Origin of the sequence: Nocardioides xinjiangensis, assembly GCF_017916385.1 — a bacterium.
Lineage (GTDB): Bacteria > Actinomycetota > Actinomycetes > Propionibacteriales > Nocardioidaceae > Nocardioides > Nocardioides xinjiangensis.
The window spans coordinates 335,991-351,759 of the sequence record NZ_JAFMSW010000001.1; the positions used below are offsets into that span (position 1 = coordinate 335,991).

The 15,769-nt window shown below is 69.3% G+C and carries 14 protein-coding genes and 1 riboswitch; of the genes, 11 read left to right on the plus strand and 3 right to left on the minus strand.

What is annotated here, in order from left to right; all coding sequences use genetic code 11:
• Window positions 1-83: 83 nt before the first annotated feature.
• The 10 genes from J3P32_RS01630 to J3P32_RS01675 all read left to right on the plus strand — a co-directional run bounded on the left by J3P32_RS01630 (window position 84) and on the right by J3P32_RS01675 (window position 11,458).
• Window positions 84-1,880, plus strand: a complete 1,797-nt coding sequence (locus tag J3P32_RS01630; RefSeq protein WP_210438139.1) for an AMP-dependent synthetase/ligase — start codon at window positions 84-86, stop codon at window positions 1,878-1,880.
• 266 nt (window positions 1,881-2,146) lie between these two features.
• Window positions 2,147-2,932, plus strand: a complete 786-nt coding sequence (gene cpaB / locus J3P32_RS01635; protein ID WP_210438140.1) for a Flp pilus assembly protein CpaB — start codon at window positions 2,147-2,149, stop codon at window positions 2,930-2,932.
• The gene (locus tag J3P32_RS01640) at window positions 2,929-4,194 is read left to right on the plus strand and encodes an AAA family ATPase (protein ID WP_210438141.1); all 1,266 of its coding nucleotides are present in this window, start codon (window positions 2,929-2,931) and stop codon (window positions 4,192-4,194) included. The genes cpaB and J3P32_RS01640 overlap by 4 nt, the downstream gene beginning before the upstream one ends.
• Window position 4,195: 1 nt before the next feature.
• The gene (locus J3P32_RS01645; RefSeq protein WP_307861540.1) at window positions 4,196-5,626 is read left to right on the plus strand and encodes a CpaF family protein; all 1,431 of its coding nucleotides are present in this window, start codon (window positions 4,196-4,198) and stop codon (window positions 5,624-5,626) included.
• The gene (locus J3P32_RS01650; RefSeq protein ID WP_210438142.1) at window positions 5,623-7,521 is read left to right on the plus strand and encodes a type II secretion system F family protein; all 1,899 of its coding nucleotides are present in this window, start codon (window positions 5,623-5,625) and stop codon (window positions 7,519-7,521) included. The genes J3P32_RS01645 and J3P32_RS01650 overlap by 4 nt, the downstream gene beginning before the upstream one ends.
• Before the next feature lies 1 nt (window position 7,522).
• Entirely contained in the window at window positions 7,523-8,458 is a 936-nt protein-coding gene (locus tag J3P32_RS01655) for a type II secretion system F family protein (protein WP_210438143.1), read from the plus strand.
• 254 nt (window positions 8,459-8,712) lie between these two features.
• Complete coding sequence (locus J3P32_RS01660) at window positions 8,713-10,044, plus strand: sensor histidine kinase (RefSeq protein ID WP_210438144.1); 1,332 nt, start codon at window positions 8,713-8,715, stop codon at window positions 10,042-10,044.
• Window positions 10,019-10,666 (plus strand): response regulator, encoded by a 648-nt coding sequence (locus J3P32_RS01665; protein ID WP_210438145.1) that lies wholly within the window; start codon window positions 10,019-10,021, stop codon window positions 10,664-10,666. Before J3P32_RS01660 ends, J3P32_RS01665 begins: the two co-directional genes overlap by 26 nt.
• Before the next feature lie 236 nt (window positions 10,667-10,902).
• Window positions 10,903-11,097, plus strand: a complete 195-nt coding sequence (locus tag J3P32_RS01670) for a Flp family type IVb pilin (protein ID WP_210438146.1) — start codon at window positions 10,903-10,905, stop codon at window positions 11,095-11,097.
• 169 nt (window positions 11,098-11,266) lie between these two features.
• On the plus strand, window positions 11,267-11,458 hold the full coding sequence (locus tag J3P32_RS01675; protein ID WP_210438147.1) for a Flp family type IVb pilin: 192 nt from the start codon (window positions 11,267-11,269) through the stop codon (window positions 11,456-11,458).
• Window positions 11,459-11,610: 152 nt separating this feature from the next.
• On the opposite strand, the gene J3P32_RS01680 is transcribed toward J3P32_RS01675, so the two are convergent.
• Entirely contained in the window at window positions 11,611-12,891 is a 1,281-nt protein-coding gene (locus J3P32_RS01680; RefSeq protein ID WP_210438148.1) for a hypothetical protein, read from the minus strand.
• On the minus strand, window positions 12,872-13,870 hold the full coding sequence (locus tag J3P32_RS18350; protein ID WP_210438149.1) for a C40 family peptidase: 999 nt from the start codon (window positions 13,868-13,870) through the stop codon (window positions 12,872-12,874). Before J3P32_RS18350 ends, J3P32_RS01680 begins: the two co-directional genes overlap by 20 nt.
• A 26-nt stretch (window positions 13,871-13,896) precedes the next feature.
• Window positions 13,897-14,057, minus strand: a riboswitch (cyclic di-AMP (ydaO/yuaA leader).
• A gap of 155 nt (window positions 14,058-14,212) precedes the next feature.
• On the opposite strand from J3P32_RS18350, the gene J3P32_RS01690 reads away from it, so the two are divergent.
• Window positions 14,213-15,553, plus strand: a complete 1,341-nt coding sequence (locus tag J3P32_RS01690; protein ID WP_210438150.1) for a hypothetical protein — start codon at window positions 14,213-14,215, stop codon at window positions 15,551-15,553.
• A gap of 7 nt (window positions 15,554-15,560) precedes the next feature.
• Here the strand turns inward: J3P32_RS01690 and J3P32_RS01695 are convergent, their stop codons facing one another.
• Window positions 15,561-15,767 (minus strand): hypothetical protein, encoded by a 207-nt coding sequence (locus J3P32_RS01695; RefSeq protein WP_210438151.1) that lies wholly within the window; start codon window positions 15,765-15,767, stop codon window positions 15,561-15,563.
• Window positions 15,768-15,769 lie beyond the last annotated feature (2 nt).

Sequence of the window (15,769 nt, forward strand, 5' to 3'; positions counted from 1 at the left end):
CCGAATGCACCGGGCGTACGCGGGCGCGCGTCGCTGGCGATAGCCTCCTCACCGCAGTCGCCCACTCCCAGGGAGGTTCCACCGTGCGTGAGTTCGCCACGCCGCTCTCGATCACAGTCCCGACAACCGGGAACCTCACCGACGACGTCGTCATCAACGCCCGCGAGGCCGCGGACACGGCGGTGTTCAGCCGGGACACCGGCGACGGCTGGGTCGACGTCACGGCGGCGCAGTTCCACGACGAGGTCCGCTCGGTCGCGAAGGGACTGGTCGCGGCCGGAGTGGAGCCGGGCGACCGCGTCGCGCTGCTGTCGAAGACGCGCTACGAGTGGACGCTGTTCGACTACGCGATCTGGTTCGCCGGCGCCGTCACGGTGCCGATCTACGAGACGTCCTCGGCCGAGCAGATCGGCTGGATCCTCCAGGACTCCGGCGCGAAGGCGGTCGTGGCCGAGGGACCCGACCACCTCGCGCGGGTCCGCGAGGCCCGCGGCGCGAGCGACCTCGTCGACCTGCAGCACGTGTGGTCGATCCAGGACAACGCCGTGGACGTGCTCGGTCGCCTGGGGTCCGACATCTCCGACGAGCTGCTCGAGGAGCGGCGGACGACGGCGACGCCGCGCGACCTCGCGACGCTGATCTACACCAGCGGCACCACGGGGAAGCCCAAGGGCTGCATGCTCACCCACGGCAACTTCATGTTCGAGCTCGGCGTGGCCGTCGACGAGCTGGGCGAGCTCTTCGAGACCGACGACGCCTCCACGCTGCTCTTCCTGCCGCTCGCCCACGTCTTCGCGCGGATCATCCAGGTCGGCTGCGTCAAGAGCCGCGCCCGCATGGGCCACAGCGCCGACATCAAGAACCTGGTGGCCGACCTGGGCGCGTTCCGGCCGACCTTCGTCCTCGCGGTCCCGCGCGTCTTCGAGAAGGTCTTCAACACCGCCTCCCAGCGCGCGACCGCCGACGGTCGCGGCCGCATCTTCAGCCGTGCCGCCGACACCGCAATCGCGTACTCGCGAGCCCTGGACGGCAAGCGGGTCCCCGTGCGCCTGCGGGCGCAGCACGCGCTGTTCGACCGGCTCGTCTACGGCAAGCTGCGCCAGGCGCTCGGGGGCAGCTGCACGTACGCCGTCTCGGGCGGCGCGCCGCTGGGCGACCGCCTCGGCCACTTCTACCGGGGCATCGGGCTGGTCGTGCTCGAGGGCTACGGGCTCACCGAGACCACGGCGGCCCTGACCGCGAACCTGCCCGATGCGCAGAAGATCGGCACCGTCGGTCGTCCGCTCCCCGGCACCGCGGTCCGGGTCGGCGACGACGGCGAGCTGCTGTTCCGCGGCGGCCAGGTCTTCGCCGGCTACTGGGGCGACGAGGCCGCCACCGCCGAGGCGCTCGACCCCGACGGCTGGTTCCACACCGGCGACGTCGGCGAGGTGGACGACGAGGGCTTCGTGCGCATCACCGGTCGCAAGAAGGAGATCCTTGTGACCGCGGGCGGCAAGAACGTCGCGCCCGCCGTCCTGGAGGACCGACTGCGTGCGCACGCCCTGATCGACCAGTGCCTCGTCGTGGGCGACGGGCAGCCGTTCATCGGCGCGCTGGTGACCATCGACCGCGAGACGTTCCCCGGTTGGGCCGCCCAGCACGGCAAGTCCGGTGACGTGGCCGACCTGCTCGACGACCCCGACCTGGTCGCGGCGGTCCAGGAGGCGGTCGACGAGGCCAACAAGGCGGTCTCGCAGGCCGAGTCCATCCGGAAGTTCGCCATCCTCGCGGACGAGTGGACGGAGGAGGGCGGCCAGCTCACCCCGAGCATGAAGCTCAAGCGCAGCGTCGTCGTGCGCGAGTCGCGCGAGCAGATCGAGGCGCTCTACGCCGGCTGAGCCGGCACTGGTCGGTGCGACGCTCGCGGTGGTGCGGACCGGCACGTTGCGGACCAGACGCTGACTAGAGGGGACTAGTCAGTTCGGGCCATCTGAGCACCACCATCGGGTGGTTTGCGTGGTTTAGCCCGCGCTTCAACGATTCCGCCCCTAGATTCGTGCCGCTGGGATGGCTTCGGGGCCTGACACACGTCACAGAACCCTGGATTCACCTGCGCGCCCGGGATCTCCGACCGTAGGGATCCCACGACCCGCGAAGGACCACCATGGCTCGTCGTTCTGTCCTCCTCCTCGTCGCCGCCCTCATCGCCCTGGCCGGGACAGCCATGATCGTGCTCTACGTCCAGGGCATCGACGCCCGTGCGACGAAGGATCAGGAGCTCGTCGAGGTGCTCGTCGCGGCCGAGACGATCGAGATCGGCGAGTCCGTGGCCGACGCGCAGGACGCCGGGAAGATCGAGAAGGCCGAGGTTCGCCGGGTGGACCTGGTCGACGGCAGCCTGTCGTCGACGACGTCGGTCGCCGACGATGTGGCCGTAGGCACGATCTACCCCGGCGAGCAGCTCCTGGCCAAGAAGTTCGGCACGCTGGGCGACACCCAGACCCTCGTCATCCCGGACGACAAGATGGCCGTCTCGGTCGAGCTCACTGACTTCGAGCGGGTCGCCGGCTTCGTGAACCCCGGCAACGAGGTCGCAATCTTCGCCACGTCACAGGAGGTCACGCAGTTGCTTCCGGACGGCAACGAACGATTGCTCGGTGACTACACGCGCGTACTGCTGCCGCGGGTGCCCGTGCTCGGCGTCGGAACGACCAGCGTCACCTCGCGGACGACGAAGACCGAGGAAGGTTCCCAAGTGGTCGAAGAGGTTCCCAAGACCATCCTGACGATCGCAGTGTCCCAGGAGGAGGCGGAGAAGCTGATCCAGGCGGACCGGAACGTAGACATCACGTTCGCGCTGCTCACGGACGAGTCGAGGGTGTCCGACGGGCGGGGCGCGCAGCCCGTCGACCTCTTCCCGGAGCTCTCCACAGGCGGCGTCCGGTCGTGACCGTCGTCCTTGAGCCCGACGCCTCCCAGCGCAGCATCCTCCAGGCGATGCTGCACGGGTCCACTGCCTTCGCTGACCTCGGGAGTCTCGACGAGCACATCCGCTCAGCCGCGAACGAGTTCGCCGTGGTGATCGGACCGTCGGTGCCGAGCGAGGCAGCGGCCGAGCTCGCCCAGTGGGCGCGCGTGCACCGACCCGACCTCGGCGTGATACTGCTCCGCCACGAGGTCGACAGCACGGCACTGTCCCTTGCGCTACGCAGCGGCATGCGCGAGGTGGTCGCCGCCCGTGACCTGGCTGGCATCACCACCGCCGTCCAGCGCGCCCGCAGCGTCGCGAACGCGATCGGGCAGACCATCCTGGACGAGGCTCAAGCCGCCGCCGAGTTCGCGCGTGCCCAAGCTGCTGCGGAAATTGCGGAGGCGGCTGCGGTGGCGCAGGCCGAGGCCGACGCTCCGCGCGGCAAGGTCCTGACCGTCTTCTCCACCAAGGGCGGCGTGGGCAAGAGCCTCGTCGCGACCAACCTCGGCGTCTGCCTGGCCGCCGCCGGTCGCTCGGTCTGCCTGGTCGACCTCGACGTCACCAGCGGCGACGTGGCGATCATGCTGCAGCTGACCCCGCAGCGCACGATCAACGACCTTGTCGGCTTCAACGGAGTGATCGACGCCGAGGGCATCTCGTCGATCCTCACCCACCACTCCGACAATCTCGCGGTCGTCGCGGCTCCGGTGCGGATCGACACGCCGGACCAGGCCTCGCAGGAGGACGTCGCCAAGCTCATCGACGCTCTGCGCCGGATGGTCGACTTCGTGGTCGTGGACACCTCTGGGACGTTCGACGACTTCGCGCTGAGCGCCCTCGACCGATCCGACGGGATCATCCTGGTCGGCACCCTCGACATCCCCTCGCTGAAGGCCTTGAAGCTAGCGGCGAGCACGCTCGAAGTCCTCAACTTCCCAAAGTCGACCTGGCGCTTCGTGCTCAACCGCGCTGACGGCAAGGTCGGTCTGACGGTGGAGGAGTACGAGAAGACGCTCGGCCTCAAGGCCGACTCCTCCCTCGTCTCGAGTCGCGAGGTCCTCGCCGCGGTCAACCGAGGCGAGGCCCTCGTGACCGCGTACCCCAACCACCCCAACTCCAAGGCCCTCGTCGCCTTCGCCAAGAGCGTGGCCGCCAGCATCGGCGAACCGGCGAACGCAGACGAGAGCACCCCGTCCAGCCGGAAGCCCAGCGGCTCCCGGCTCCGCCTGAGGAGGGCATGACGTGAGCCTCACCGACCGCCTCGCTGCCGCGCGCGGCCGCACCATGGACGCCGCCGAAGAGGGCGGGTCTGTGCCTGCCGCGGCCCCGCACACACCTGCCAAGCAGGGCAGCATCGCGAACGCGGACGTCAAGAAGCGCGTCGGCCCCAAGGCGGACCCGTTCCAGGACCTCAAGCGCACGGTCCACCAGCGCCTCGTCGAGGCGCTCGGCCCGAAGCTGTACGACGCCCACATGACCCAGTCCGAGCTCGAGCAGCAGGTCCGGCTCGCGCTCCAGACGGCCATCGCCGACACCGACACCCCGATGTCGTCGGCGGACCGCACGCGCATCTCGCAGGAGATCGCGGACGACATCCTCGGCTACGGGCCGATCGAGCCCCTGCTGCGCGACCCGAACCTCTCCGAGGTCATGGTGAACGCCTTCGACTCGATCTACGTCGAGGAGAGCGGCAAGCTGGTCAAGACGGGCACCTCGTTCACCGACGAGGCGCACCTGCGCCGCACCATCGACAAGATCGTCAGCAAGATCGGTCGACGTGTGGACGAGACGAGCCCGATGGTGGACGCCCGCCTGCCTGACGGCAGCCGCGTCAACGCCATCATCCCGCCGCTCGCGCTCGACGGCTCGAAGCTCACGATCCGCAAGTTCTCCGAGGACCCCTACACCGTGGAGGACCTCATCAGCTTCGGGACCCTCACGCGCCCCGCGGCGAACTTGCTGGAGGGCTGCGTCCGGGGACGGCTGAACATCTTGGTCTCGGGTGGCACCGGTGCGGGCAAGACGACCACCCTCAACGTGCTCTCCTCGTTCATCCCGGACGACGAGCGCATCGTCACCATCGAGGACGCGGCCGAGCTGCGCCTGGTCCAAGACCACGTGCTCCGCCTCGAGTCACGCCCGCCCAACATCGAGGGCAAGGGCGCGGTCACGATCCGCGACCTGGTGAAGAACTCCCTGCGCATGCGCCCCGACCGCGTCGTCGTTGGCGAGATCCGTGACGCCGCCGCGCTCGACATGCTCCAGGCCATGAACACCGGCCACGACGGCTCGATCTCGACGCTGCACGCCAACACGCCGCGCGACGCCCTCGCCCGTCTCGAGACGATGGTGCTCATGGCAGGCATGGACCTGCCGGTGCGCGCCATCCGCGAGCAGGTGGCGAGCGCGGTCGACCTGATCATCCAGCAGACGCGCCTCAAGGACGGCACCCGTCGCATCACCGCGATCACCGAGATCGTGGGCATGGAGGGCGACATCATCACGACGCAGGACGTCTTCCTGTTCGACTACGCCGCCGGTGTCGGCGACGACGGCAAGTTCAAGGGCGGGCTGAAGTCGATGGGACTGCGGCCTCGCTTCCTCGAGCACCTCGCGGACCACGGCGTGCACGTCGACCCTGCGATCTTCGCCACCGGCGGAACACTGCGATGAGCCGCCGACAGACGTCACGAGTCGCCCGGGGGGCATCGGCGCTGGCCGCCGCCGGGCTCGTGGTCCTCGGCGGCGCCGCCCCGAGCCACGCCGAGGACGAGGTCAACATCGACCACCTCGAGTCCGCGGACGGCGTCGTGTCGCTGGTGCTGGCGGTCGACGGCATCCCGGGTGGGGCGACGGTCGACCCGTCCTCGGTCCGCGTCGAGGTGGACGGCCGGTCGGTCGAGTCGTCCGCCAAGGTGATCTCCGCCGGTGACGTCGAGCGAACGACGGTCCTGGTGCTCGACGCGAGCAACAGCATGCTGCAGGGCGGCAAGTTCGACGCCGCACGGGCCGCCGTTGAGACGTTCCTCGAGTCCGCCCCCGCCGACGTCCGCATCGGCTTGGTCACGTTCGCCGGCGACATCGGCGAGATCATCGAGCCCACCACTGACCACGACGCCGTCCGGGCCTCCCTCGAGGGCATCGAGCTCCGCAAGGGCACGTCGGTGTACGACGGCATCGCCGAGGGTCTGGATCTCGTCGGCACCGAGGGCTCCCGCTCGCTGCTCGTGCTCTCCGACGGAGGCGACACCAACAGCGCGACCACCCTGGACGTCGTCACGACCGATGCCACGAACGAGCGCGTGGTCGTGGACGTCGTGTCGCTCGCCAACCTCAGGAACTCCGCCACCATGGCCGACCTCGCCAACACCACGGGGGGCCAGGTCATCCCGGCGGAGCGGGACGCGCTCGGCACGGTCTTCTCCGCGCAGGCCGACGCGCTGGCGCAACAGCTCCTCGTGACCTTCGACCGCCCCGAGGACGCGGCGGCGGAGGTGAACCTGGGGGTGAGCGTCGATGCCGACGGGACCGCCTTCACCGACTCTGCCTTCGTGTCCATCGGCGCGGCCGAGTCCGGTCCCGACGTCGTGGAGTCGGGCAAGGCGTTGGTCGGCACGCCAGGGATGCTCGGCGGCGCGCTGGCGCTGGCCATCGGTCTCGCCGGCATCCTCGCCGTCGTCGTCGGCGGACCGAGCAAGTCGTCCGCGGAACGCCGGCTGGACGCGTACTTCGGGGAGTCGGGCGGCAAGAATTCGAAGAACAAGGGGGGCGGCGCGGATCTCAAGGGCTCGGCCGTGGCGCTCACCGACAAGGTGGTCTCCGCCGACCTCGAGTTCCGCATCTCGCGACGTCTCGCTGGGGCGGGATCGGCGCTCACCGCCGCCGAGTGGCTCCTGCTGCACGCCGGCATCGCCGTCGGTCTGTCCACCCTCGCGTTCATCATGAATGGCCCAGGCCTCGCCGTCCTGGGCCTCGTGGTGGGCGCCATCGGCCCGTGGATCTACCTCAAGTTCCGCCACTCGCGTCGACTCAACAAGTTCAACGGGCAACTGGCCGAGACTCTCGGCCTGATGGCCGGCGGCCTACAGGCCGGCCTGTCGCTTCCTCAAGCCGTGGACAGCGTGGTCCGCGAAGGCAACGAGCCCATGGCGGGTGAGCTTCGACGCGCCCTCGTCGAGCAGCGCCTCGGTGTCGACATCACCGACGCCCTCGAGAGCGTCGGTGGCCGCATGAACAGCAAGGACTTCGAGTGGATCGTCATGGCTATCCGCATCCAGCGCGAGGTCGGCGGCAACCTGGCCGAGATCCTGCACACCGTGTCCGACACCCTGCGTGAGCGCGAGTACCTCCGCCGCCAGGTCAAGGCGCTCAGCGCGGAGGGTCGTCTGTCCGGTTACATCCTGTCCGGCTTGCCGCCTGCTATCGGCCTGTACATGACGTTCGCCAACCCCGAATACATTCGCGTCCTGTACACAACGCTTCCGGGTTTCGTGCTCCTCGGGCTCGCCGGTTTTCTCCTGGCGCTCGGGTCGTTCACGATGGCGAAGCTCTCCAAGGTCGAGGTGTGAGATGAGCGAGATGATGATGCTGATCGGCGCCGGACTGCTGTGCACGGCGACGATCATGGCGCTGTCCGTCATCGGAGTGATGACGTCCGAGCGCCGAGGAGTCGCGCGATCTGTCGCGGCCATCCAGGCTCTCGACTCCGCGCCGAGCGTGCTCAAGCAAGAGCTCGAGCGACCCTTCGCCGAGCGGGTGATCGCGCCGCTCGGCGAGCGGATGGTCGGCCTCGGGCGGAAGCTGGTCCGCGCAGACACCGCGCGCAAGATCGAGTACCGCCTCAACATCGCGGGCAACCCACCGGCGTGGGATGTCAATCGGATCCTCGGCCTCAAGGTCTTGGGCAGCGGGATCTTCACCGTGCTGGGCTTCCTGTACCTGCTCGGTCAGAACTGGCCGCTCCTGAAGCTGGTCGTGGCAACAGGAGCAGCTGGCCTCTTCGGCTACGTGCTTCCCAACATCCTCCTCTACAACGCGGGCCAGAAGCGCGAGAAGCTCATGCGCAACGCGCTTCCGGACGCGATGGACCTGCTCACCATCTCGGTGGAGGCAGGCTTGGGCTTCGACGCAGCCGTCAGCCGTGTGGCGAAGAACGGCGACGGACCGCTGCACCAGGAATTCGCACGACTCCTCCAGGAGATGCAGCTCGGAGTAGGCCGGGTGGACGCCATGCGGGCCATGGCCGAGCGCACGTCGCTGCCCGACCTGAAGTCCTTCTGCGGCGCGATGGTGCAGGCTGACAGCCTGGGGATCCCGATCGCTAGAGTACTCCGGATCCAGAGCCACGAGATGCGGACCAAGCGACGTCAGCGAGCGGAGGAGAAGGCACAACAGGTGCCTGTGCGCATCATGATACCGCTCGTCATGTTCATCCTCCCCTGCCTGTTCATCGTGATCCTGGGCCCCGCCGGCATCAACATCGCTGAGACGTTCTCCAACGGCTGATGGGCCACAGAACGCCGACAGTCACGCACGACGCGGGCGTCTCCAGGCCCGCACTTCAATCCTGGCGGACGACGACGGCAGTTCGCGTCTTTGCGCTCTCTCTGGCGACGGGCACCGTCCTGGGCCAGGGCGTGCTCGTCGAGTCCGTACCCGTGTTGACGGTGCTCGGGCTCGTGGCCGCCGTGAGCTCGCTGTTGGAGTGGACGACGCGTAACAGGCCCTCGCACTGGCACGCGGTGGGTGAGGCAGTGGCCGTGACGCTGCTGCTCGTCTCCACGCACAGCACGGCTGATCTCGGTGCGTGCGTCGCAGTCGCGCCGATCGCAGCCGGCATACGTCACGGGCTGGTCACCACGCTGAACGTCACCCTGGTCTCGGGGCTGACTGCTGCCGTATCGATCCTGGCCGACGTCCGGAACCACGGCCTGTCGCGCCTCGGCGAGACCTTGCCTTGGCTCGTGATCGGTCTCGGGGTCGGCCTCCTGGCCAGCTGGCAGTCGCGCTCGACGCGTAACCAGGCAGCACGCCAGGCGCCGTACGCCGCCGCTCATCACCTCATGGCACGCATCCACCAGCTGGCGAGCTCGGGCAACCTCGGTCTCAACATCGCGGCGCTCGCGATGGAGCTCGACACAGCGATGCGGGAAGCCACCGGCGGTGCTCGCTCGACCATCTTCGTCGCCGAGCCCGACCACTCCCTGCGCGCCCTCAACGGCGGCGACGACGTCGAACGGATGGCCGAGGAGATCGACATCCCCGAGTCCGCGCGAACTCCGGGCGCGGCTGTGGTGCCGCTCCGCGGCGCTCAGGGAGTGCTCGGATATTGCGTGGTGGTCGGGGTGCCCCGCTGGACGCACGAGCTCCACGAGAGGGCCCGCGAGGTCGCCGATGAGTTCGCCGTACGTCTCGACACCGCGGTGCTGTTCGACGAGGTGCGCGCGCTCGCCACGACCGAGGAACGCAGCCGCATCGCGCGGGAGATGCACGACGGCGTGGCGCAGGAGATCGTCGGCCTCGGCTACATCGTCGACGAGATCGAGTCGATCAGCGACCACGAGCAGACGCGCCGGCTGGCCTCGGCGTTGAGGGCCGAGATCACCCGCCTCGTCTCCGAGATCCGCTTCTCCATCTTCGACCTGCGCCACGAGGTCTCCGACGGTCGCCTGTCCAGCTCGCTGGCCGACTACGCACGCGAGGTCGGCCACGCCACCGGGCTGCGGGTGCACCTCTCTCTCGCGGAGTCCGGTCCCCCGCTCCCCCCGCGGACGGCGACCGAGGTGCTGCGCGTCGCGCAGGAGGCCATCGGCAACGTCCGCAAGCACGCGCGCGCGGACAATCTGTGGGTGGTGCTCGACTCCGACGGCTCGCGGCTGACCCTCGAGGTCCGCGACGACGGGATCGGCAACGCCGAGCCACGCGAGCACCACTGGGGACTGCAGACCATGCGCGAACGCGCCCGCACCGTCGGCGCCGACCTGGACATCACCCCCCGACCCGACGGCGGAACTGTCGTCAGCCTGCGGTCCCCGGTGACCGCAACCCACGAAGGAGAGACTGCCCATGGGCACCACCGTGCTACTGGTTGACGACCACGAGCTCATCCGGCAAGGACTTGCGCGTGCGTTCGAGCGCGACGATGAAATGACCGTGGTGGGACAGGCCGGAAGCCTCGCGGAGGGTGTCTCGGCGTGGAAGAGCCTCCGGCCCGACGTCGTGGTCACGGACCTCCAGCTCCCCGACGGTCACGGGCTCGACGTCGTCCGCGCCATCCGGGCGAGCGGCGACACCACGGGCGTGGTCGTCCTCACCATGCACGCGGGCGACGACCACATCTTCGCAGCGATGGAGGCCGGCGCCTCGGCGTTCGTCGGCAAGGACACGCGTGCCTCAGAGGTCGTCAGCGCGGCGAAGCACGCTGCGGTGGCACCGCGCACATTCCTCTGCGCAGGTCTCAGCCAAGCGGTGATGCGTCGTGCGACCTCACCCGCTTCTCCCAAGCTCTCCGTCCGGGAGGCCGAGGTCCTTGCCCTCCTGGCCGACGGCCTGGGCACGGGCGAGATCGCTGGGTCGCTCTACATGAGCGAGTCGACGGCCAAGACCCACATCACGCACATCTACCAGAAGCTCGGCGCGGCCAACCGAGCGCAGGCGCTGGTGACCGCCATGCGCATGGGTCTGCTCGACCACGCTTCGCCCCAGCGGTTCTGAACCGCCCGGCATCGGTGGCGCGGTCCGCTCCGGCCGGCTGGCCGGGGCAGTCGGCATGACCACGAATGGGGTGCTGCAGGCCCCTTCGGGTGCACCGCGAATAGTCACAAGGGACTACGGATCCGAGGCCGATCACCCGATCCGGAGCCCGCGAGATCTTGGCAGATTGTTCCTCGACGGGTCCTGGTGGGCTCGGCACCGAGACCCATCACACAGACACCAAAAGGGGAAACACAATGATCGAGAAGCTCCAGTTCATGACCATCATGCTCATCAACGACGTCAAGGCCAAGCGCGACGAGCGCGGCGCGACCGCTGTCGAGTACGGCCTGATGGTCGCCCTCATCGCCGTCGTCATCATCGCCGCCGTCACCACCCTCGGCACCAACCTGAACACCAAGTTCGGATCGGTTCGCGACGCCGTCAACTGACGCTCGAGGAAGCAACGGGCCGGCGTCATCTTGTTGATGACGCCGGCCCGGTTCTTTGCGAGCACGGCCCGGTGGTCATGCTCGGCACGTGACACTGACAGCTTTTTGTTCCGGCGGGTCCTCGTGGGCTCGGACCACACTCACCACATACATCTCAAGGGGAATCACCATGATCGGGAAGCTCCAGCTCGTGGCCATCATGCTCACCAACGACGTCAAGGCCAAGCGCGACGAGCGCGGCGCGACCGCTGTCGAGTACGGCCTGATGGTCGCCCTCATCGCCATTGTCATCATTGCGGCCGTCACCACCCTCGGCACCAACCTGGACGCCAAGTTCACCAGTGCCAGCACGCTGAACTGAGGCTCGACCACCACTGGCAGGCCGTCGCCCGTTCGACGATCGCTGACGCGACCGCGCTGTTCGACGTGTAGCGAGCAGCCTTCCAGCCAGCGGCCTGCCTCACCCAGCACGGCGCTGAAGGCGACTGATCTTCGGTCGCCTTCAGTCCCATTTCAGCCCTTGGTTTCAGCGACCAGCTGTGTGAGGCGCCAACGCCAGGCCTTCAGCAGAGCCCGCTCAGCCATTCCGCGTCCTGCCAAGGCGGAGGCCACCGGCGTCCCAGCTCGCACGTCGTTGTACGCCGCCACGAGTGCGCGCTCCCCCAGCTTCTCAGCGATGATGCGGCAGGCCAGCCAGGCTTCCTCGTAGCGCGCCTGGAGTGCATCGGCACGCGTGTCGAAGCGGGCGGCCTCGGGCAATGAGGTCGGGACGCCCTCCGCGCGCGCGGCGGCAATCGCTCGGCCGAGGATCGTGCGGTCCGGCAGGGCGGTGTCGCGCAGCGCGACGTAGTCGGCGAAGCCCTCCACGAGCCAGGGCTCGATGCCGCCGCGCGCGGCATCGGTGGCCACGTGCACCAGCTCGTGGCTCATCACCACCTGCGCACCGGCGCGGCTCAGGCCGGCGGTCACCTCGGGGTTCACGAAGACGTGCACGGGGGCGTCGCCGTCCGACGAGCCGCCGGCGCTCGCGGTGACCGCGGCGATCCCGGCATACGTGCCTGCTGCGGCACCCAGGGCCTCGTCGAGGTCGGCTGAGCTCGCCGGGACCTCGACGACCACCGGTGCGCGCCACGCAGGCAGAACTCGTCGGACGACCGCGGTCCCGCGCGTCACGCGTCGGACGACGGCGACGGCCTCGTCCCAGGCGCCGTCCACCATCACCAGCACCCCGGGCGCACGTGCGACCGACAGCTCGCCCCGCAGCCACAGCGGGACCCGTCCGGCGCCGGCGCCGCCGAAGCCCACGACCCCGACCCCCTCGGCGTCCGGCGCGAACCTGACGACGACGTCGGCTCGCGACGGCGCCGCATCGCCGGCCACCCGCCAGCCGAGCTCGGCGACGGCCGCCCAGGTCCCGTCGGTGGCCACCGTGCCCACCTGGTCGACGTAGCGCGCCGAGACGTCGGACAGCTCGAGGGATGCCGCGTTGGCGGCCACCCCGGCCAGCACCTCCTTCGCGCCCTCGTCCTCGTCGGGGGCGAGGCTGGTGAGGACCGCGGCATCGCGTGTCTCCACTCCCGAGACGAAGGTCGCCAGAGCCGTCGCTGCCGCGGCCGGGCTGGGTCGAGCGACCTCGACGCGGCGGGGGTCCACCTCATAGCGGTCCCCGCCGCGCACGAGCAGCACGACCAGCACCATGATCACCAGCACGGCCGCGAACGCCGAAAGGCCGGCCGCCCACAGACGTGGACGGCCGGCCTTCGAGGTCTGGTGGTCAGCCAGGACGGACCGCACCGACGTAGGGCATTGAGTAGAGGCCCGAGACGGCAACGCCGGTGCCCGGGTTGGCGGCGTGCACGATCATGCCGTTGCCGATGTACATGCCGACGTGGCTGATCGGGCTGTAGTAGAAGACGAGGTCACCCGGCTGCAGGTCGCTCGCCGCGATGCGCGGCCCGCTCCCGAACTGGGCGCTCGACGAGTGCGGCAGCGAGACGCCGGCCTGCGCCCAAGCCCGCATCGTCAGGCCGCTGCAGTCGAAGGCGTTCTCGCCCATGGCGCCGTAGACGTAGGCGTCGCCGACCTGCGACATGGCGTACTGCACGGCGGCAGCGGCGCGGCCCGATGCGGGCACCGAGCTCTGCACGGCGCTAGGCACGCGGGCGCTGCCACGCGAGGCGAGAAGGCGCTCGCGCTCCTCGGCCTCCAGGTCGGCCAGGAGCTCCTCCGCGTCGGCGAGCTTCTCGTCGACCGTCGACCTCTCGGTGCTGAGCTGGTCGGTGAGCTGGGCGATCTCGCGGGTGCGGTCGTCGGTGGCCTCGCGCCGGATCTCGAGGGCTTCGAGCTGGATGTCGTAGTCGGCGAGCAGGGAGGACTGCAGGTCGTTGAACGACGACATGGTGGAGAGCGAGTCAAGGAAGGACCCCGGGTCCTCGGAGACCACGATCTGGCCGACGGTCGAGATGCCCTCGCCCTCCAGCTGCCGCACCACCGCGTCGGAGACCTGGGCGCGCACGGCGTCGAGGCGCTCGTCCTGGCGCTCCTGGTCGGCCTCGAGGCCGGCAAGGTCGCGGCGGAGCGCAGCGAGCTCCAGCTTCGCGTCGTGCAGCCGCTCCTGGGCGGCCTCGGCCTCGTGGTAGAGGCGGTCGACGCGGGCCTTCACGTCCTCGATGTCGGGGTCGGCCTGAGCGGGGGTCGCCGGGACGAATGCGATGGCAGCGATCGCGGAGAGACCAAGTGCGGTCGCGCCGACTCGCTTGCGGGCGTGAGCCACGAGCGGGGGAACTCCTCGGGATGTCGTACGCCTACCGGGTGAGCTGACGGGTTCGGCACGACGTGTCCTACCCCTGCTCCACGCACCGCTCGCGCAGTGCGCCTCACAGGGGATTCACCCCAGGGGGAAGTGTGGTTCCCCGGTTCGTCGGCCACGGGTGGTGCGGGGCGTGGACGGCGACTCGGCGCGACCTCCGCGCGGGCCTGGTGACCCACTTCCACGGAAGCCAGCCCACAGAGTAGACCGCATCCTCGAGCCCCGCCAATCTTCGGCCAAACTTCCCGAGGCTCGTCTCCTGACGAACGTCTGCGTGCAGCGATGGGCGACGCTACCGTTCCCCGCATGGTCGCCCCGATGCGCTGGTTCGCGCGCACCTACGGACTGGCGGTGGTGGCCCACCTGGTCGGCAATCCCGCCGGTTCGCGCACCGACGAGCTCGGCAGCTCGGTCCCGCTCCTGGTGATCTCGGCGGCGCTCGGCGTCCTGGGCCTGCTGCTGCTCGTGCTACCCGACGTGCGCGTGCTGGCGGCGGCCGCGGCGCTCACCCTCGCCTCGGTGTGGCTCGAGCTCCCCGTCACCGGCAACCATTGGCTGCTCGTCGGCTTCATCGCCGCTGCGGTCCTGGTGTCGTTGCTTCGGCCCGACCCTTGGGCCTGGCTCTCGGTGACGGGGCGCTGGCTGTTGCTCGGCTTCTACAGCTTCGCCGCCTTCGCCAAGCTCAACACCGGGTTCCTGGACCCCTCCGTGTCTTGCGGCGTGTTCTACGCGAACCAGTCGCTCTCGTCGTTCGGGCTGCCGACGTTCGACAGCCATGGCCCGCTCCGAGCGGTCGCAATAATCGGCCCAGTCCTGACCGAGCTCTCGGTGCCTGTGCTCCTGGCGTTCAGCCGAACCCGTCGGGCGGGCGTCCTGCTCGCCCTCATCTTCCACACGATCATCTCACTGGACGTGGGTCAGCACTTCTACGACTTCACAGCAGCACTGGTGGCGCTGTTGTGCCTCTTCCTGCCGGAATCCACGAACGCGGGCTTCGAGGCACGTGCCGCCCGGCCGTCCGGGCTCCGCACGCTGGGGGTGGTCCTCGCCGGGGCGTGCGTCACGGCCTCGCTGCTTCCGCCCGTCCCGCCGGCCGTCGCGGTGGTGAAGCTCGTCGGCTTCGCCGTGTGGGTGCCGGTGGCCGTGTGGCTGATACTGCGGACGGCGCATGACGGGCTGGGCCCGGCCCCTCAGCCCATGCGGCTGCCGGGTGTGGCCGCTTCGGCGCTCGTCACAGTGGTCATCGTCAACGGTCTGACGCCCTACCTGGAGGTCAAGACCTCCGTCGCTTTCAACATGTACGCCAACCTCGTGACGGTCGCTGGCGAGACCAACCACCTGGTGATCAGGCGAACGGCCCACCTCCGCTCGGTGCAGGACGACCTGCTCGAGGTCGTGGAAACCACGGACGACGGCCTCGACCGCTACCGGACCGACGGCTACCTGCTGCCACGGCGCAACCTCCTGGACTACCTTGCCCGGCACCCCGAGGTCACGGTCGTGGTACGCGGCAAGGACGGCGAGGAGACGCTCGACGGAAGCCATGGCGCACGCCTCCCGCTCGTCGTCAGGAACGTCGCATCGTTCCGCTCGGTCGACCAGCAGGACCCTCCTCGCTGCCAATCGGTCTATCTGCCGGCGCTCTGACCGGCCGTCACGCAGAGTCCACAATTGGACTGGGGACCGACTCCACCAGCCGCAGCGGCGGTACCAGGCCACCTCTGGCCAGCACGTCGAGCGCAGTCCTCTCGTCGTCGTCGATCGTCAGCTCCGGAGGTGGTCCGAGCAGCACCGCGACCACGCAGTCGTGGCAGTGCAGCTCGCGCACAAGGCAGGTGTCGCAGTCGATCCGTGTCGTCATGC